Source organism: Bradyrhizobium sp. F1.13.3, assembly GCF_040548265.1.
Lineage (GTDB): Bacteria > Pseudomonadota > Alphaproteobacteria > Rhizobiales > Xanthobacteraceae > Bradyrhizobium.
Map to the genome: position 1 here is coordinate 96,708 of NZ_JBEPRI010000001.1, position 17,243 is coordinate 113,950.

The window sequence follows — 17,243 nt, forward strand, 5'->3', positions numbered from 1 at the left end:
AGGTCCAATCCTCCGGAGTGACACAGGTGATGATCGTCGAGACGGACCTGCACCTGAATCCGCGGCATCCCGCCTACGACCGCTTGGCCGTCACACAACTGATTGCAGCGTCAGAGGCGTACACGAGCGCCAATGTGGAAGGTCCTTCGTCCATTCGGCTCATTTCCACCCGCAACGGGGAGATCTAGTGGGTATCATTCAGCCACGGCCCTGCTACGACTCGTAAACCGGAGGCGGGATGACCGAGGCGAGGTATTTGAGTGCGGAGGTATCATTGCTTCGGAGGCGGGAAGGATTGGTAGGCGACTATGAAACATGTGCCGTCGTTGCTGGGCGTCATCGCCCTGTTTTGCATCGTGTTCTTCCTGACGAGAGCGTCGCTTTCAACGCCTCAACTAGCGGCTGGCATTTGCATTGCTCTCCTCGTCTATGCCGCCACCATGGTCTGGCATATCCGCAACATCCTTCGGTAACCGAAAGAGGCGGCAAGGCGCGAGCAGCCGATGGCCCAGTTCTCGGACCGGCCCTTAGGCCGCCAGTCGCACCGGCAATCTCGCCAACGCGCGGATGCCAAGCCGCTTGTGCCACCTGATGTCTTCGGGCCCATGGGCGAGCCGTAAGGCGGGAAACCGATCCAGGATGCGCTGAATGCCTATCGACGCTTCTGCGCGCGCGAGCTGGAATCCGAGGCAAAAGTGTGCGCCGGTGCCGAACGAGAGGTGCGGATTGGGATGGCGGCCGATGTCGAACGTGTGGGGCTGCTCGAACCTTGCCGGGTCGCAGTTCGCTGCGGCAAGGAGTGCCGCAAACATCTCGCCGCGCCGGACCTGCCGTCCTTGCCAGATCAAATCCCGGGTTGCGAAACGGGGCTTGGTCATCTGCACGGGGGAGACGTAGCGAAGACATTCCTCGATGCATGTCGGCATCAGGCCCGGGTCTTGGCGCAACCGGCTCAACTGGTCCCTATTCGTGAGCAGCGCGTAGAGACCGCCCGATATCAGATGCGTGGTGGTTTCCTGTCCCGCACCGAAGAGGAGGAAGATCATGGAGACGATTTCGTCCTCGCTGAGCCTCTGGCCTTCGATCTCCGCCTCGCGCAGCGCAGCGATCAGCCCCTCCGGCCGCGCCCCGCCGTCGGGTCTCGAAACGCGCCGAAGGTACCGCACGACGCTGATCACACCGGGGATGGCGCGTATCACCGCAAAGACATTCGCAGTATCCTTCAACCGGCCCAACCAGTTCTTGAACCGGTCGTGATCCTTCTCCGGCAACCCTAGCATCGCGCAGATTACCGAAAGGGGCAGATATCGGCAGAACTCTGCCATGAGATCGGCCTCGGGCTTGCCGTCAAGCTTGTCGAGCAGCCGATCGGCCGTCTTAACGATCGTCGGCTTGAGAGCTGCGATCGTGCGCCCCTGGAAGACGTGGTCGACGAGGGCACGCAGGCGACGGTGCTCCGGTCGTCCTGGCCGAGCATGTTCGACGCAAGAAGCCCGAGCGTCCTCGGGAGAACTTTCAATATCCGCTCCTGCGTTCTGCTTCCGGCGTTGGCGGGATCGCGCGCGAAGTCCTCGCTTTTTTTAAGAGGTCTGCGCAGCTCTCATGGCTCGCCGCGAGCCAGGTGCGGCCGACGATCGGCAACCTCAAGCGCACCACCGGGCCTTCGGTTCGCATGCGGTCGAGCGTCGTAAAAGGGTTCGCGTGAAACTCCGGGGACAAGATGTCGAACCGTCGCTCGTCGAACATGTCTGCTTCCGCGCTTCTGTCTGTTGTGGTTGGAAATTGAGCGGTGCTCCGTCCTGAACGCCGCGCGTGCGGGCGGTGCGGTAGCCGCTCTGCCGAGGGGTTGAATCCTTGGACAGACACACTGAAAAGAATCTGCGTTCAGTGAAAGTACCGGAACTGCACAATGTAGACCGCCGCTCCGGCGAAGTATCCGAGAAGCGCGAGTACGCTGATTTTTCGCATGTACCAAATGAACTGGATCTTCTCGATTCCCATTGCGGCAACGCCCGCAGCGGAGCCGATGATCAGTATCGATCCGCCCGTGCCGGCGCAGTAGGCGATGAATTCCCAAAGGAAACTGTCCGGTGGATACTGGCCCATTCCATACATGCCCATCGATGCTGCGACCAATGGAACGTTGTCGACGATGGCGCTGAGCAGCCCCAACGCAAGCACGATTGCGTCGGTGCGGCCGATGCTTTGATCCAGCCAGGCTGCAAGGGCGGCTAGAATATGGGTGTGCTCCAGCGTGGCGACGGCCAGCAAGATACCAAGGAAGAAGACGATTGAGCTGAGGTCGATCTGGGTAAGAGCGTGCGCCACAGTCAACGGCCTTCTCTCCAGCGGTTGCTTCCGGCGATGAATGACCTCTCCGACGAGCCACAATGTTCCCAAGCCGAAGAGGATGCCCATGAAAGGCGGCAGGTGCGTAACGGTTTTGAACGCGGGCACCAGGACCAGGATGGCAACCCCGAGGGTGAACATGACGTTTCGTTCGAAGGCGGGCGTGAAGGCATCGTCGCTGCCATCGACCTTGGGAGAAGCGAAAGTTCGCCCCCGCAGCTGGTAATTCACGATGAGCAGCGGGATCAGCATGTTCGTGAGGGACGCGAGGAATAGCGTCTTGACTATGGCGAGAGCGGTGATCTGGCCGCCGATCCACAGCATGGTCGTGGTGACGTCCCCAATGGGGGACCACGCGCCGCCTGCGTTGGCAGCGATCACGATCATCGCGACGAACAACAGCCGATCACTTTGCTTGTCCAGCAGCTTCCTGATCAGCGAAACCATGACGATGGTGGTGGTGAGATTATCCAACACGGCGCTCAGAAAAAACGTCACGGAGCAGATGAGCCACAGCAGGGTCGTCAATTTCTTCGTGTTGATTTGCGAGGTGATGATCTCGAATCCGTCGTGGGCGTCTATGACCTCGACGATGGTCATGGCGCCCATCAGGAAAAATATGATCCCTGCCGTCGAACCGATGGTCTCGCGGAGCTGATCGACGATAGCGTCGTGGTCAGTTGCACCCACGGCATAGATCGTCCAGAGCAGGCCGGCCCCAAAGAGGGCGGAAGCTGATTTCTCTATTTGGATCGGGTGCTCAAGCGCTATAGCGGCATAAACCACGACGAAAACGACGACGAGTGCGACCAGCAAAACGAACCTCCGAATCCGAATTTCGGGCCGATCATGCCCGAACCGGACTGTGCTAAGAAGCCTCATGTGCGGAAAGGCCGCGGTCCAGTATGGTTGGCTTGGGAGAACAAAATGCCTCAACCAAATGGTAACGGGCCAAGCTTGTGGGGCTCCCGCGCGAACGGCCCCGTTGGCTGGATTGTCAGCATCGTATCCGTTCTGATGTTCGTCGTGGCCCTCTACCTGTATGCAATGAGTGGTGCACCGGGTTCGTCTCCAAATGCGACGGGCGGCTCGAGCGATCACTCGCCGGCTCGCCTCCCAGCACCGAGCAAATAAGGACAAGGACAGAGCGCCGCGATAGCCGCCGTTGCACGGCGGCTATCGACTGAGCAATCTCCAGCGAATGGACCGAGAAACGTGGATTATCTCAGCCGGCGCTTCGGCCTGGCCGCTTGAGGTTTACCTTCAGGCGATCGACGCGCCGCGACTTCCAAGGCCACGAGGCCGAAGACGGAGAGAGCGATCAGCATGACGAGTAGCAGCAGGGTGCCGTACATTCAGATGACTCCTACCCAGCTGCTCCTGTGAGCAGCCAGTGGTTCGACAACGTGCGGCGCCGAGATCGCGGGGGAGAGTGGAGTTGTCGATCACGCGATTGCACATGCGGACAGAAGGGGGCAGTGAGTGTGCGCACGCAAGGGCCGTGCCTGCAGCCCGAGCCTTGGCGGCACCTGCACGCGAGTTTCTCGGCTCTACGGCGAGTAGTTTTTGATGCTGCGCAAAAAGTTGTCGGCCGGGGCGTCCTCAAAAAATGCTTTCCTCACGGGACTGTCCACGAACGATCGCTTCAAGCCCAACGGAATGTAGCGATTGGCAGCTCGCCGGGCAGTCGGGAGATCGCTTGTCGCCCGTCAGGAAAATCCTGACTATCATGACCTCCGCTCGGGCGAGGAAGGTTCAGTCGTGAATGTGGCTCGGTTCGCTGCACGATAGTAATCGCCCGAGGAGTGGGAGTATGCTTCAACGTCTGCCAAAGATGGCGCTCGAACGCCGCACACAATTACGTCCAAGGATGGAAAGGCCGCCCTTCGGGGCGGCTTTTCTGTGAGCATTGGAGGGAGAGCGAATGCATCTGAAACCTCCCATCCACCTTGACACGGAAAGGTCGCGCAAGAGGGCCGTGTGGTTGCGTCAATTAGCCGAAGGGGCGGCACACCCGCAATTCGCTGAAAAGATCAAGGATCTGACTGAAGAATACAACGGACTTGCCGAACAGTTAGAGCATGAGGACCAGTAGGCCCGCGACATGCAACGTGATCAAGGAAAGAAGCGGCGTGGGCCCGGCGGCTTGATGTCCCCGTGTGTCGAGCGCCTCCCAGCCCAATCCGTGCCGCCGCTACCTTGTTTGCGGTGATGCCGCTCCGAACTACCGACCGCGTTTCGGCCGTGGGGGCCGGGTTTGGGCACCGGGTCCTTACAAGGCAGGGAAGTCGCGCGACGAGGTGGACGTGAGCCGTTGTGTTGCAAGCTGCGACCGCTCCGCCGACCCCGACCAATCCCAACACCCCGCACTGAAATGGAGGGGTCCGTTTCCGCCGACGAAGGCAGCTGCCGTTGCAAGGCCGCCTGGAAACGGTCGACCCTCCTTGTAGGCGGGCAGCCGTTTGTTGGCATCGGCTCCGTCGTCAGGAGGCTTAGAGGTCGTTGCTCGGTATTCCTCGCACCGGACGCCCTCGATCCTGCAGCCGGGGCCGAACGCAATGCTCCATCTTCGGTCAAGTTGTGCGGGAGGCGGAGCACTAGATCGCGCATAATGGCCATCTGCCGTGCACGTATTGAGCTCAGCAGCAGTCTCAAGGGGGGCGCAGGAGCTTGTACCGTGGCTTCGACGAGGTTCTCGGACGAGGCCCAATCGAATTCCTGCGGGCGAAGCGACTCTCGATGGTGCATCTGCAGCTATGCGCAGCGTTATCGAGAGGAACGGTGCCATCTGTTCGATTTCACAGGACATCGTAGGGAGTATTGTAGGAAGCGGAGTAGGCAGAATTATCCCGACGCCCCCCGTTACTTCCCCCAAAAGTAACGACTAATCCCGCAAAATGTAACGGCCAATCCTCGAAGAAGTAACGCGTGATCTGGGATCGCACAGAACTCGGAATGCCTGGCTGACTGAGCTTTTCAGCTTCATTGTGTCTGCGACACAGCCATTGTGCTGGACGCGAACTCTCAACCGGCTCCTTCCCCGAGCATCTTGACCTGCGCCTTCTTCGACTCCGCCGCGGCGCTGCTGCTGTCGCACACGTTGGCCGCACGCCGCTCAAGCCACACGACATGAACGGCTTCCAGCTTGGGGCGGTATGGTCGCTCATCCTGCGTTAGTATGGTGGCCAGTTGGTTCAGATGCGACGGTTTCAAGATTGCCGCCGCCGCTTCGTTTTTGGTGTTTCTTGATAGTGCGACACCAAGATGCTACACATTGCCAGTGTCGCCCGGATTTTCTCCAGTCTTTTCAGGTGCGTAGCTTCAGCGGCCACAGGTCGAAAACTGGCTGAGTACCCTCCCGCCCCAGCCACTTGATAACGCTCATCTATCCTGCCCTTCTTTGGCGTTCGATGAGGTCCCGCCGACCGCAGCTTGCAGTTGGTCGGCAATAGCCGGTGAACGTCCTCCCCATCGACGATACCGGCGTTGCAGATGAAAATGTCGAGTCTCCTTTGCTCCCATGGAGTGGATGCGTGTTCCCCCTCAACGATCGAAGACTTCTCGTATTTCAATGCGTGGAGGAGCCTCAAGCATATCCAGAAGAATTGTAAGATCACCCCTTTGTGTCCGCCACGCGATGTAACCCTGCTGCTGCGCGAGGCTTTCCCATTCCTGGATCAGGGTGAAACGGGCGGCGTTTTCCGGATCCTGGGACGACCAGCTGAACCGTTGCCCCGCGGCCTTCCGTGTCACTGGTATGACCGCCAGCAGGTGCTGCTTTAAGGCCTCCGCATTGCGAGCAGTCATGTCGATAGTCACAATGACGGGCCGTGCGTCTTTCGGAGCAGCAATGGCGGGCGATTGTTCCTGCTCTGATGGCATCATGGTATCGGTCATGGCGAACTCCATAGTTGATTTCAGGAGAGCCTTCCGACACGAGGCTGTCGGTGGGCTCAATGGTTCTTCGGCGGTCTGCGCAGCAGCGGCCGGATGCTTGGCATGGCCGCGCGACCCATTGTCGGCCAATCCTTGAAGGCGCCGGCCGCGAGAAAGGCGAAGCTGGCCTCCCACGAGGGACGAAGCTTCATGCGCTCGTACCAGGCCGCAAGATGAGGCCGGTCACAGTTCGTGATCAACGTCGTCAACCCCATCTGGTCGAGCCGGGCGATGTAAGGCAGCGCCGTCAAATCGAGCAGGGTCACGTCATCGTTGATCAGGTAGGAGGTGCGGCCCAGCATTTCCTCGAACGTGTCGAGCATCTGCTCTTGAGTGCGTACGGCATCGGCGAACTCCAGGGCCTTTAGGCCCTGGCTCACGGCCGCTCGGCGCAATTTCCGGTCTCGCTCGTTGGGCATCGCTGCCAGCAACGCCTCTAGCCGGTCGGAAGGCAAGTGGAGAAGAGCCGGCCGCGCGAGTATCGCATAGTGCATCATACCATTGGCCGGATGGTTGACTTCATTGAGCCGGCAGATGTGAGCGCGCATCCGCTGCCGCAGGACCGGGTCGGAAGGGCTCAACGGCGGAGATGGAAACGCCTCATCTAGATACTCGAGAATGGCGGCCGTTTCGAACATCCGGTCGCCCCTGTGCACCAGCGTCGGCATGACGCCGGCTGGGTTGACGGCACGGTAACCCGGCGCGTGCTGCTCGCCTCCCAGCGATATTTCCACGCTTTGAAAGTCCAGCTTCTTTTCCGCCAAAGTCAGGCGGACCTTCTGCGACGATGCGGAAGCGAGATTGTGATAGAGCGTCAAATCGATCATGGAGGTATGATGCCCGACATGGAGAACAGTCGCTTTCAAAAACCTGCTGCGTCCGGGCTGCTCTTTTCCTGGGGAGCACGTGCCTTCTACGTCGGCCCGAGTTTTCGGCTGAGCCCTCATCGGAACGCCGTAGCCGTGCTGGCAATTGGCGTCGATCGACCATTCGGCGTTGCCAGAAATCCGAAGATGCAAAACTCCGCTTATCGCAGTTGCCGGACTGCGTTGATCCCGCCAAATATGTTGCATCATTTCCAAATTGGGCGAGGCCGCGTTGCTTTCCTTTATGTGGATGGGCGCAGCCGCGACCTGGAGCACCTGCAGTCGCTTGCAGCCGAAGAAACACCAAGAGCCTCATTCGACCTGAGCATCGAAAATGAGCTGATCGAATTGTCCACTCGGCTATCGGATGGGGTGATCGATTGGAAGAAGGCGCGCGGCGAGCTCGTTGAGCACCTCAACGCCCCCGCGCCGGGCGGGATTGATTGTCGGATCGCAGAGTTGATTAAACAACTTCACGCCGAGCCTGCCGCCCGGACGCCCTTGGCGTCAATCGCAAAGAAACTCGAAATGTCCGAGTCACGTCTCATGCACGTCTTCAAGCGCGACGTCGGGATCCCATTTCGCCGATATCGCATGTGGGTTTCGATGGGGGCTGCCATACGAATGATGCAAGCTGGCGCAAGGCTTACGGATGCCGCGCTCGGAACAGGTTTTTCTTCCTCGGCTCACTTCAGTGCCAGCTTCCGCGAAATGTTTGGGATTGAGCCTTCGCGACTGAGCCAAGCCATCGCTTCAGCGCCCCCGCCTTGATGCACCAGTCCTCTAGTCAGGGGATGCACTTCGGGGCCAGGCGTTGTAGATGGCGACGGCCTTTAACCTATTGTTCCGGCTAGGGGCGATTTCCGGTCCCCTATCCCTCATACTGATCCGGTCCCATCGCCCAAAGCGATTGATCGTGGCCGGATGCGTAGTTGCGATTGTTCAGCGCCGGATTGCGATTGACCATCGGCCGCATGAACATCGGGTGGGTGGCGCTGCGCACCTCGTGCTCGACCGTGAACAGCGGCTTGCCGCTGTCGAGATCGACGATGTCGCAGAAGCGGTATTGGTACTGATTGTCCTCGCGCGAGATCAAATCGCGCGCCAGCAGCTTGCGATAAGGGCCGGAGAAATCGGTGATGTACATCTGCACGTGGTGGCCGTCATAGTCGCCTTGCGGTCGATCGGTCTCGCGGAATAACAAATGCTGGTCGCGCCCCGTCTTCACGGCGGCGACCGTGCCGTCGCCGTTCCACAGCTCCGATGGCATGCCCATGATCTCGGGGTAGAAGGCGCAGATGCGCGCGGCGGATCCTACCGGCACGTCGAACTCGACGTAGGGAATGCCGAGCGCGACGCGGCCGAAGCGCGCGGCGTCGGGCTCGTAGCATCGCAAACGGTTGCCCCACGGACAAATCGCCTCGACATGGTCGTTATGCTCGGCGAAGGCGAACGCGGTGCCCTCGAGCTTCTTGGCGACCGACGCCAATCGCGTCAGCAGCGCCTCGCGGCCCGCGATGACCAGTCCGATATGCCCGCGCAGCACCTGCGGCCGGCCGCTCGGCAAATGAAACTGGCTCCGTCCGGCGTTGATCCACATGTTGGTGTCGGACACCATCAGAAAGGGATCGCGGGTGAGCCCAAGGCCTGCGACATAGAACAGCGTGGCAAGCCGCTGGTCCGGGACCTGGATGTTGACGTGCTCGAAATGGATCGCGTTGCCGAGATCTTCTTTGGATCGATCGAATTGTTGCGGCATGGACGGGGCTCTGATGGGGCAGGGACAGGTCCATACTAGAGCACAATTTCCGCCAGTCGAAATGATTCGCGTACCACATCTCAGGGGCGGAGTATGGCGCCCGTTGCCGCCTTGCCGCAAACGCCAATCCCTGTAAGCTGACAAAAAGCACAAAGGAAAGAGATCGATGGGAGGGGTTCTGGACGGCGTCCGGGTTCTCGATTTCGGGCGCTATATCGCGGGGCCCTATTGCGCGACCTTGCTGGCCGAATTCGGCGCCGAGGTCATTCGCGTGGAGAAGCGCGACGGCAGCGAGGATCGCTTCGTGGCGCCGGTGGGTGAAAATGGCGAAGGGGCGTTGTTCCTTCAGGTCAACCGTAACAAGAAGTGCCTCACGCTCGATCCGATGAAGCCGGAAGGGCAGGAGGTGATGCGCCGGCTGATTGCGACTGCGGACGTGGTCGTCGCCAATCTACCGCCGCAGACCTTGCGCGCGATGAAGCTCGACTACGATTCGCTCAAGGCGATCAAGCCCGACATCATCCTGACGACGGCAACCGCGTTCGGCGGGCCGGGGCCATGGTCCGACCGCGTCGGCTTCGACGGTGTCGGCCAGGTGATGTCGGGCTCGGTGTACATGACGGGCGCCGGCGATCCGCCCTACCGGGCCGCGGTCAACTGGGTCGACTTCGGGACCGCGCTGCATTGCGCGTTCGGCACGCTCGCCGCGCTGATCGAGCGCGGCAAATCCGGGCGCGGGCAGATCGTGGAGGGTGCATTGCTCGCAACCGCCTTGTCCTTCACCAATGCCACGCTGATCGAGCAGGCCGTCATCAACGTCAATCGGGTGCCGACAGGCAATCTCGGCCAGACTGCGGCGCCAGCCGACATCTATCGCACCAGGGACGGCTGGGTGCTGTGTCAGGTCACGGGGCATCCGCTGTTCAAGCGCTGGGCGAAACTGATGGGCGAGGAGGAGGTCTGGCTGAAGGATCCGCGCTTTGCCGACGACATCAGCCGCGGCAACAACGGCCCTATCATCAGCGAGCGGATGGCGCGCTGGTGCGCCGAGCGCACCACGCAGGAGGCCGTCGACACCCTGGGCAAGGCCATGATTCCGACCGGCCCAGTGCTGAGCCCGCAGCAGGCGCTGGATCATCCGCACATCCGCGCCGCCGGCTTCATGCAGGACGTCGACTATCCCGGTCTGCCGAAGCCCGCGCCGGTGGCGCGCGCCGCCGTCCGCCTGTCGGAAACGCCCGGCGAAATCGCGACGCGCCCGCCCACGCTCGGCGAGCATACCGACCTTATCCTGAGCGAGCTCGGCTACGACAAGGCCGCGATCGCGGCGCTCCGGCAAAGCGGCATCGTCTAGCGATGAACGACGGCGCCTGCACGGCGGCGTGACGGCGCGTCGCCGGCCCTGTCCGTGCGCTACAGCAATTGCTTCAACGCCTGGGCATCGGCCGGCGCCGCGCTCTTCTGGTCGTTATCGAAATAGACAAAGACGTCGCAGCCCTGCCGCTTCCAGGACTTGATGCGCCGCGCCCATTGCGCCAGCGTGGGTTTGGTATAGTGCCCGTGATAGCGCCCGCTCGGCCCGTGTCCGCGCACATAGACGAAATCCGCCGTGCGCTTCCACGGCGCCGGCGCGTCGTGATGGTCGGACAGGCACAGCGAGATGTTCTCGTCGGCCAGCATCCGCAAGATGCGCGGCTGATACCAGCTCGGATGACGGAATTCAAAACTGTAACGCCGCTTCCGCGACAACAGCTTGAAGAAGCCGGCGAGGCGGTCCGCGTCGGCCTCGAATTGCGGCGGCAGCTGGAACAGGATCGGGCCGGCCTTGCCGCCGAGCCGTGAGATACGATCCTCGAGCAGCTCGAGGCTGTTCACCGAACGGTCCGACAGGCGCTTCCAATGCGTGATGAATTTCGAGGCCTTCCAGGCAAAGACGAAATCGCGGCCGGTCTGCTCGCGCCACCCCTTGACGGCCTCTGGCGTCGGGGTGCGGTAGAACACTCCGTTCAGCTCGGTGGTGTCGAACTGTCCGGCGTAATAGCTCAGCTGCTGCTTCAGCGTCACGCCCTCGGGAAAGAACGGGCCTCGCCAGGAGGCGTAATGCCAGCCGGAAGTTCCGATCAGAACGCGCGCCATGTTTGACGTGTCCATCCGTTGCGATTTTCCGGATGGGAACGTCCGTGCGGCCGATACGTTGCTCGTGAGCTTGATCAACGCAGGACCGGAACCGATGTACGCGCTGTTCGAAGGCAACAAGCAGATCGGCGACCCCTTTCCCTCCGAGAAGGAGGTGTGGGAAGCCGCCTTGATCGAGGGTCTGGTGACCGACGTGCCGGTCGCGGACGAGGAGGGCGGCAGGCTTCTGCCCGCCGGCTATCACGTCGCGCAGGTCGAGGAGACGTTCGAGCCGAAGCCGGGCTGGAAGCTGCCGCGCGAGATCTCTTGAGCGGGCGCGTGTTCGCAGGGCGGTGGGCTTACTACGCGCAGCCCGGCTTAGCCGGATGAATGCGCAAGACCCGGCGAGTTCGTTATCGCTTGAAGCACGGCAAGACGGTCGGGCCTCAAGATGATCCGCCGCGGCGGCTGATCGCCGACTTTCGAAATTGGTCCGTCGACGAAGTAAGTGGCGCACCTCGTTGAGGCCCGTTCAGCGAGGCATGACGGATTGGATTTGCTCAGGTTCAGTTCTTCGATGCCGCTATCGCGATGTCGGGCCGAAACCCGAAAGCTCGTCGAGACCATCACATGGTTTGCATCGAGGTTAAAATGATACTTGGCAGATCTGACGGCATTTGGCTGAATGAGCCGAAACAATGGACCGAGAAGGGCAACAGCCTTGAAGTGGTCACTGACAATGCCACCGACTTCTGGCGCGAGACTCACTACGGCTTTATGCGCGACAACGGACATTTTCTCGGGTTTAAGGCCGGGGATGCCTTCACGGCCGAGTTGCGGGTGCGCGGTAATTTCCAAGCGCTCTACGATCAAGCCGGCATCATGGTGCGCGTAGACGCTAATCGCTGGCTTAAGGCCGGAATCGAATTTGCCGACGGACGGGCCATGCTTTCGAGCGTATTGACGGATGGGCGGTCGGACTGGGCAACGGCACCCTATGAGCACGACGCACGTGATTTCCGATTGCGGGTAACCGTTGCTCATGGCGTTCTTCGTGTGCAAGCTTCGAACGATGGCAAGGTTTGGCCTCTCATGAGGCTTGCGCCGTTTGCCAAGAACCCTTCCTATCTTGTTGGACCGATGGCTTGCACGCCGGAGCGGGCCGGGTTGGAAGTGGCTTTTTCGGAGTTTCGGATGACGGCGCCGCTCGGCAAGGACCTTCACGATCTAGAATGAGGCTGCTGGCGCGGCCGGAGGCGGCGCTGAAGTCTGAAGTCGCCGATCGCCGTCGGTTGGCGCATTGCAGCGGCAGGAGTGGAGTCGGGGTAGGGCAGAAGTCATTGCCAGTGCAGACCGCCGCCTTTGACCCGTCGGAAGCATGGCGGGCATCAAGTGCAGTGTCATTCATGGATACACACTCTAGTTCGAGGCCAGCGCCGCCTTGGCGACTTCGGCCATCCAGCTCGCTGCCATTGGCAGGATCGCGTCGTTGAAATCATAGCGCGGGCCGTGCAGTTCGGCGCCGTCCCGCAATTCGCCATTGCCGATCCAGACGAAGGCGCCGGGGCGCCGCGAGAGAAAGTGGGCGAAATCCTCACCGGCCATGCTGGGCGCGAGGTCGCGCCGCAACTCGGCCCGCACCTTGTCCGCGGCGAGGCGCGCGAGATCTGCCTCGGCCGGCGTGTTGATCACGACGCCGACGCCAATGACGATCTCGGGCGTCACCTTGACGCCGAAGCTCGTGGCAATCCCGGCGCAGATCTGTTCGATCCGCGCCACGACGGTGTCCTTCACCGCATCGCGATGGTAACGCAACGTGCCGCCGATCGAGACGCGTCCGGCGATCTGGTTGCGTGCCGTGCCGCCTTCGAGCGTGCATAGCGACAGCACGGCGGTGTCGAGCGGATCAACGCTGCGCGATACGATCGATTGCAGCGCCACGATCAGATGGCCGGCCGCCATCACGGGATCGCGCGTCAGATGCGGCATGCCGGCGTGCCCGGCATGGCCGTCGATGGTGATGCTGACGCGCCCGCCGGAGGCCATGACGACGCCGTCATGGACCGCGATGGTGCCGGTGCTAAGTCCCGGCCAGTTGTGAAAGCCGAACACCCGTTGCATCGGAAAGCGCTCGAACAGCCCGGCCGCGACCATCGCGCGCGAGCCGCCATAACCTTCCTCGGCCGGCTGGAAGATGAAATCGACCGTCCCGCTCCAGCTGGTGTCGGCGGCGAGCAGCGCGGCGGCGCCGAGCAGCGAGGCGGTATGCCCGTCATGGCCGCAGGCATGCATCACACCGGGATTTTGCGAAACGTAGGGCAGGGACGTGTCTTCGGTGATCGGCAGCGCATCCATATCGGCGCGCAGGCCGACGCGGCCCTGGGCGTGGCCGCGCGTCAGGGTCGCGACGATGCCGTGGCCGCCAACGCCTGACACGAAGGGAATGCCGAGTTCGGTGAGCTTGTCCTGCACGAAGGCGGCGGTGGCTTTCTCCTGGAGGGACAGTTCGGGATGCGCATGCAAATGCCGGCGCCACGCGGTCAGTTTCTGGTGCAGCTCGGGGGTCAAGGCAAGAATCTCTGGATTGTGTGTCGGCCTCGACACCATAGCCGAATAACCGCAGCTTGCATCAAGCGTCAGCGAATGCCTCGCGTGCAGCAACGCGTTGCGTCTACGGCGACAGCTTCGCCAGCCCGTCCCAGTCGAAGCTGATGCCGTGGCCGATCCGGTCCGGCGCGAGCGCGAGCCCGTCCTGCAGCACCAGCGGATGCTCGATATATTTGTCGAGCCCAAAACCGTGCGCCTCCAGGTAGGAGCGGTTCGGGCAGGCCGCGAGCAGGTGCACGGTGATGTCGTGCGCGCCATGGCTGGTGACGGGCAGGTTGAACGCTTCCGCCAGCCGCGCGATCTTCATGAACGTACTGACGCCGCCGCAATTGGTGACGTCGGGCTCGGGATAGGACACCGCGCCGGCGACGATGTAGTTCTTGAACTCCCACAGCGAACGCAAATTCTCGCCCGCCGCGATCGGCACGCCGCCGGCCTGCATGACGCGGGTGTGGCCCGCGATATCGTCGGGAATGATCGGCTCCTCGAGCCAGGTGAGGTCATACGGTTGGAATGCGCGGGCGGCGCGGATCGCTTCCTCGACCGTCCATTTCATGTTGGCATCCACCATCAGCGGAAAGCCGTCGCCGAGATGCTGTCGCATCGCCGCGACCCGCGCGACATCCGATTTGAGATCGGGGCGGCCGGCCTTCATCTTGATGGCGCGAAAGCCCTTGGCGAGATTGCCGTCGGTCTGCTTCAGCAGCGCCTCGACCGAGAGATCGAGGTCGATGCCGCCGGCATAGCAGGGCACGCGCGGAGCGAAGCCGCCGAGCAATCGATACAGCGGCAATTTCGCGCGCCGCGCCTTCAAATCCCACAGCGCGATATCGAGCGCCGAGAGCGCCAGCACCGACGGCCCGCCGCGGCCGCCATAATGCAGGCCCCACCAGACCTGATGCCAGATCGCTTCGGTATCATCGGCCTCGCGTCCTTCGACCAGCGGCGGGATCTCGCGCTTGAGGATGCCGGCGACGGCGCCGCCATTGCGGCCCACCGTGTAGGTATAGCCGACGCCCTCGGCGCCATCGACATCGCGCACCCGGCAAGTGATCAGCTCGAATGCCGCCATGTCGCCATGCATCGAGTCCGACAGCGTGACGGGAAGGGGGATCCGGTAGAATCCGGTCTCGATGGTCGAAATGCGCGGCATGCAGCCTCCCTCTATTTTCTTCTTGTAGGATGAGTAGAGCGCAGCAAAACCCATCATCGTCATCTTCGCAAGTAGCGATGGGTTTCGCTGCGCTCGGGCCGACTACGGCAAGTCCGGCAAGTTGCGCCCCTACTCCGCCTTGATGTTCGCGGCCGCCACGACTTCGGCGAGTTCCCTGGTCTCCTTCGCGATCTTGGCGGCATACTCGGCCGGACTGAGCACGCTCACGACGCCCTGCGTTTCCAGCCGCTCCCGTAACGCCGGATCGTTGGCGGCGGCGACGATCTCCCGGTGCAGCATATCGAGCGTCGGCGCGGGCGTTGCCTTGGGCATGAAGAAGCCGACCCAGAACGAGATATCGAAACCGGGATAGCCGGCTTCCGCAACGGTCGGCACATCAGGCAGCGCCGGCAGCCGCTCGGCCGAGGATACCGCGAGCGCGCGCAGCTTGCCGGCCTTCACCAGCGGCACGGCGGACAAGGGATCGAACACCGCCAGGACCTCCTGCGCGAGAATGCCGACCTCGGAGGCAGCACCGCCGCGATAGGGCACGTGGATCATCTTGACGCCGGCCTTCTGGCTCAGCAGCTCCATGGCGAGATGGGCGAGGTTGCCGTTGCCGCCCGAGCCGTAGGCAAGCGCGCCGGGCGCAGCCTTCGCCGCGGCGACGAGATCGGCGACGGTGTTGATGTTCGCCGTCTTGGGATTCTCCGGGTTGACCACCAGCACGAGCGGCGCCGACACGACCGTGGTGAGTGGCGCGAAGTCTTTTTCCGGGTCGTAGCGGATATCCTTGAACAGCGTCTTGTTGAGTGTGATCGTGGAGGAGTTGCAGGCCAGCATCGTGTAGCCGTCGCCTTCCGCACGCGCCACGCCTTCGGCGGCGATCATGCCGTTGGCGCCGGCGCGGTTCTCGACCACGAAGGCTTGCCCGAGCTTGTTGCTCAGCCGATCGGCGACGATGCGCGCGACGACGTCGACCGGGCCGCCCGCGCTGAAGCCGACCATGATCTTGACCGGCCGCACCGGATATTTTTGCGCGAGGGCCCCGGTCGTCGCGCACAATCCGGCGATGATCGCCAGCAGGCGAAGTGTTCTTTGCATTGGTTCTCTCCCTAGACGCATCGCAGCCGCTTTTGCATGACGCGGCGCATTCGAGAATCATGATGAGCGGCCGCGCCGGATTTCGCAATCGCGTTTGCAGTCCGGCATTCCGTCGCGCGGCAGGTCGGAGCCGCTTCGAAACAAAAAACGCGAAAACAACCCCATGCACAGTAGCCGACACCTGCGAGAACAAGGACTTGCGCGGACAGGGATTTGCACGAACGAGGATTGCGCGCTTCGCAATCTTCGTTTGACTCGTCGGGCAAAACACCGGCAGAATGCCATCATCGCAAAAATCGCCAGCGTCCACGCCGCCCGACCACGGGCGCCGCGCGGCGATTGCGCGTAAACCCTTCATCGACATCTCGAAAATCCCACAGGCGCGCAGCGAGCGATCGATGTCGCGCGCAATGAGCCCGCACGGGTTAGAGGACACAGCACATGACGACATCTGCGAAACGCCACAGCACGCCCCCGGTTGCGGCAAACGATCGCAGCGGCTCCGCCGCGAGCCCGCGGGTCAAGCTCTACAAGCGGGGGATTGCGATCCTCCATGCCGACCCGCAAGCCGGCGAACGGCTGCTGGCCGAGGCGCTCGGCGCCGCTGATTGCGACGCGCTCCATGGTCTCCTCAGGCAATTGGTGAAGGCCAGCATGACCGGACGGAAACCCGATGAAGCCAATCTCGCCTTCCTGATCTCGCTGGTGAAGAGCATCGCGCCGAAGGACTCGATCGAGGCCATGCTCGCGGTGCAGATGGTGTCCGTTCACGCCGCAGCGATGCGCTCTGCCTGCCGCCTCGCTCTCACCGATGACATTCCGCAGCAGGAGAGCCTCACACGCGCACTGGCCCGGCTGGCCCGCACCTTCGCAAGCCAGATCGAGGCACTCAGCCGCCACCGCAACAACGGCGAGCGCGCGATCACGGTCCGGAATTTGTCGGTGCAGGATGGCGGCAGGGCGATCGTGGGTAACGTCACGCAACACGCGAGCCTGATCGTCGCGGAGCCGAACGTTGACGTAGAGGACGGCGCCATCGCATGAGCAGCGATCACGTTCGCAATACCAGCCCGATGCAAGCGAGCCGCCGCTGCGGCGCAAGGGCTCGTAGTGGTACCCCCTGTTGCGCGCCGGCGATGCGCGGCAAGAGTCGATGTCGCATGCATGGCGGCGCCGCAAGGACGGGCGCGCCGCCCGGCAACCGCAATGCGCGGAAGCATGGGATGTTCACGGGGGAAGCGGTCGCGGAGCGGAACAACGTCCGGACGCTGCTGGATCAGGCAGGCGAACTGCTTCACGAACTAAGCCGCCCCAGTCCGTCGGTGGAATGACAGCGGACGGCTGTTGCGCGTAG

The 17,243-nt window shown here is 62.2% G+C and carries 21 protein-coding genes; 9 read left to right on the forward strand and 12 right to left on the reverse strand.

Annotated elements, in window-relative coordinates; all coding sequences use genetic code 11:
* Positions 1 to 26: 26 nt before the first annotated feature.
* Positions 27 to 188 carry a hypothetical protein gene (locus ABIB66_RS00485; RefSeq protein ID WP_245313423.1) on the forward strand — a complete coding sequence of 54 codons (162 nt, stop codon included), beginning with the start codon at positions 27 to 29 and terminating at the stop codon, positions 186 to 188.
* Between the two features lie 120 nt (positions 189 to 308).
* Positions 309 to 473 carry a hypothetical protein gene (locus tag ABIB66_RS00490; protein WP_007607515.1) on the forward strand — a complete coding sequence of 55 codons (165 nt, stop codon included), beginning with the start codon at positions 309 to 311 and terminating at the stop codon, positions 471 to 473.
* A 54-nt stretch (positions 474 to 527) separates the two neighbouring features.
* Here the strand turns inward: ABIB66_RS00490 and ABIB66_RS00495 are convergent, their stop codons facing one another.
* The 4 genes from ABIB66_RS00495 to ABIB66_RS00510 all read right to left on the reverse strand — a co-directional run bounded on the left by ABIB66_RS00495 (position 528) and on the right by ABIB66_RS00510 (position 3,704).
* Positions 528 to 1,325: a cytochrome P450 gene (locus tag ABIB66_RS00495; RefSeq protein ID WP_354253995.1), complete on the reverse strand. Its 798-nt coding sequence runs from the start codon at positions 1,323 to 1,325 to the stop codon at positions 528 to 530.
* A gap of 190 nt (positions 1,326 to 1,515) precedes the next feature.
* Positions 1,516 to 1,746, reverse strand: coding sequence for a hypothetical protein (locus ABIB66_RS00500; RefSeq protein WP_354253997.1), 231 nt, complete (start codon positions 1,744 to 1,746; stop codon positions 1,516 to 1,518).
* Positions 1,747 to 1,884: 138 nt separating this feature from the next.
* The gene (nhaD, locus tag ABIB66_RS00505; RefSeq protein ID WP_354253999.1) at positions 1,885 to 3,165 is read right to left on the reverse strand and encodes a sodium:proton antiporter NhaD; all 1,281 of its coding nucleotides are present in this window, start codon (positions 3,163 to 3,165) and stop codon (positions 1,885 to 1,887) included.
* A 404-nt stretch (positions 3,166 to 3,569) separates the two neighbouring features.
* The gene (locus tag ABIB66_RS00510) at positions 3,570 to 3,704 is read right to left on the reverse strand and encodes a hypothetical protein (RefSeq protein ID WP_354254001.1); all 135 of its coding nucleotides are present in this window, start codon (positions 3,702 to 3,704) and stop codon (positions 3,570 to 3,572) included.
* Positions 3,705 to 4,273: 569 nt separating this feature from the next.
* Here ABIB66_RS00510 and ABIB66_RS00515 point away from each other — a divergent pair.
* Positions 4,274 to 4,444, forward strand: a complete 171-nt coding sequence (locus ABIB66_RS00515) for a hypothetical protein (protein WP_247409967.1) — start codon at positions 4,274 to 4,276, stop codon at positions 4,442 to 4,444.
* Positions 4,445 to 5,373: 929 nt separating this feature from the next.
* Here the strand turns inward: ABIB66_RS00515 and ABIB66_RS00520 are convergent.
* The 3 genes from ABIB66_RS00520 to ABIB66_RS00530 form a co-directional block, all read right to left on the reverse strand.
* Positions 5,374 to 5,562 carry a hypothetical protein gene (locus tag ABIB66_RS00520; protein ID WP_354254003.1) on the reverse strand — a complete coding sequence of 63 codons (189 nt, stop codon included), beginning with the start codon at positions 5,560 to 5,562 and terminating at the stop codon, positions 5,374 to 5,376.
* Between the two features lie 330 nt (positions 5,563 to 5,892).
* On the reverse strand, positions 5,893 to 6,246 hold the full coding sequence (locus ABIB66_RS00525; protein WP_354211201.1) for a putative quinol monooxygenase: 354 nt from the start codon (positions 6,244 to 6,246) through the stop codon (positions 5,893 to 5,895).
* A 56-nt stretch (positions 6,247 to 6,302) separates the two neighbouring features.
* Positions 6,303 to 7,112 (reverse strand): glutathione S-transferase family protein, encoded by an 810-nt coding sequence (locus tag ABIB66_RS00530; RefSeq protein WP_354211200.1) that lies wholly within the window; start codon positions 7,110 to 7,112, stop codon positions 6,303 to 6,305.
* A 9-nt stretch (positions 7,113 to 7,121) separates the two neighbouring features.
* Here ABIB66_RS00530 and ABIB66_RS00535 point away from each other — a divergent pair, with 9 nt between their 5' ends.
* On the forward strand, positions 7,122 to 7,922 hold the full coding sequence (locus ABIB66_RS00535; RefSeq protein WP_354254005.1) for a helix-turn-helix domain-containing protein: 801 nt from the start codon (positions 7,122 to 7,124) through the stop codon (positions 7,920 to 7,922).
* Positions 7,923 to 8,022: 100 nt separating this feature from the next.
* On the opposite strand, the gene ABIB66_RS00540 is transcribed toward ABIB66_RS00535, so the two are convergent.
* Positions 8,023 to 8,910: a VOC family protein gene (locus tag ABIB66_RS00540; protein WP_354056779.1), complete on the reverse strand. Its 888-nt coding sequence runs from the start codon at positions 8,908 to 8,910 to the stop codon at positions 8,023 to 8,025.
* Between the two features lie 166 nt (positions 8,911 to 9,076).
* Here ABIB66_RS00540 and ABIB66_RS00545 point away from each other — a divergent pair, with 166 nt between their 5' ends.
* Positions 9,077 to 10,264, forward strand: a complete 1,188-nt coding sequence (locus ABIB66_RS00545; protein ID WP_354211198.1) for a CaiB/BaiF CoA transferase family protein — start codon at positions 9,077 to 9,079, stop codon at positions 10,262 to 10,264.
* Positions 10,265 to 10,323: 59 nt separating this feature from the next.
* On the opposite strand, the gene ABIB66_RS00550 is transcribed toward ABIB66_RS00545, so the two are convergent.
* Complete coding sequence (locus tag ABIB66_RS00550; protein WP_354211197.1) at positions 10,324 to 11,046, reverse strand: DUF72 domain-containing protein; 723 nt, start codon at positions 11,044 to 11,046, stop codon at positions 10,324 to 10,326.
* Between ABIB66_RS00550 and ABIB66_RS00555 the strand changes: the two genes are divergently transcribed.
* Together ABIB66_RS00555 and ABIB66_RS00560 are read left to right on the forward strand one after the other, a co-directional pair.
* The gene (locus ABIB66_RS00555) at positions 11,045 to 11,356 is read left to right on the forward strand and encodes a hypothetical protein (protein ID WP_354056773.1); all 312 of its coding nucleotides are present in this window, start codon (positions 11,045 to 11,047) and stop codon (positions 11,354 to 11,356) included. The two genes, ABIB66_RS00550 and ABIB66_RS00555, sit on opposite strands and share 2 nt — an antisense overlap.
* Before the next feature lie 320 nt (positions 11,357 to 11,676).
* Positions 11,677 to 12,261, forward strand: a complete 585-nt coding sequence (locus tag ABIB66_RS00560; protein WP_354211235.1) for a DUF1349 domain-containing protein — start codon at positions 11,677 to 11,679, stop codon at positions 12,259 to 12,261.
* Positions 12,262 to 12,444: 183 nt separating this feature from the next.
* Here ABIB66_RS00560 and ABIB66_RS00565 read toward each other — a convergent pair whose 3' ends face one another.
* The 3 genes from ABIB66_RS00565 to ABIB66_RS00575 all read right to left on the reverse strand — a co-directional run bounded on the left by ABIB66_RS00565 (position 12,445) and on the right by ABIB66_RS00575 (position 15,889).
* Positions 12,445 to 13,593: an amidohydrolase gene (locus tag ABIB66_RS00565; protein WP_354211195.1), complete on the reverse strand. Its 1,149-nt coding sequence runs from the start codon at positions 13,591 to 13,593 to the stop codon at positions 12,445 to 12,447.
* 103 nt (positions 13,594 to 13,696) lie between these two features.
* Positions 13,697 to 14,785: a mandelate racemase/muconate lactonizing enzyme family protein gene (locus tag ABIB66_RS00570; protein ID WP_354211194.1), complete on the reverse strand. Its 1,089-nt coding sequence runs from the start codon at positions 14,783 to 14,785 to the stop codon at positions 13,697 to 13,699.
* 129 nt (positions 14,786 to 14,914) lie between these two features.
* Entirely contained in the window at positions 14,915 to 15,889 is a 975-nt protein-coding gene (locus ABIB66_RS00575) for a Bug family tripartite tricarboxylate transporter substrate binding protein (protein ID WP_354211193.1), read from the reverse strand.
* A 441-nt stretch (positions 15,890 to 16,330) separates the two neighbouring features.
* On the opposite strand from ABIB66_RS00575, the gene ABIB66_RS00580 reads away from it, so the two are divergent.
* Complete coding sequence (locus ABIB66_RS00580; protein WP_354211192.1) at positions 16,331 to 16,933, forward strand: hypothetical protein; 603 nt, start codon at positions 16,331 to 16,333, stop codon at positions 16,931 to 16,933.
* A 29-nt stretch (positions 16,934 to 16,962) separates the two neighbouring features.
* A complete protein-coding gene (locus ABIB66_RS00585) occupies positions 16,963 to 17,220 on the forward strand; it encodes an HGGxSTG domain-containing protein (protein WP_275170673.1) in 258 nt (85 codons plus the stop codon).
* Positions 17,221 to 17,243 lie beyond the last annotated feature (23 nt).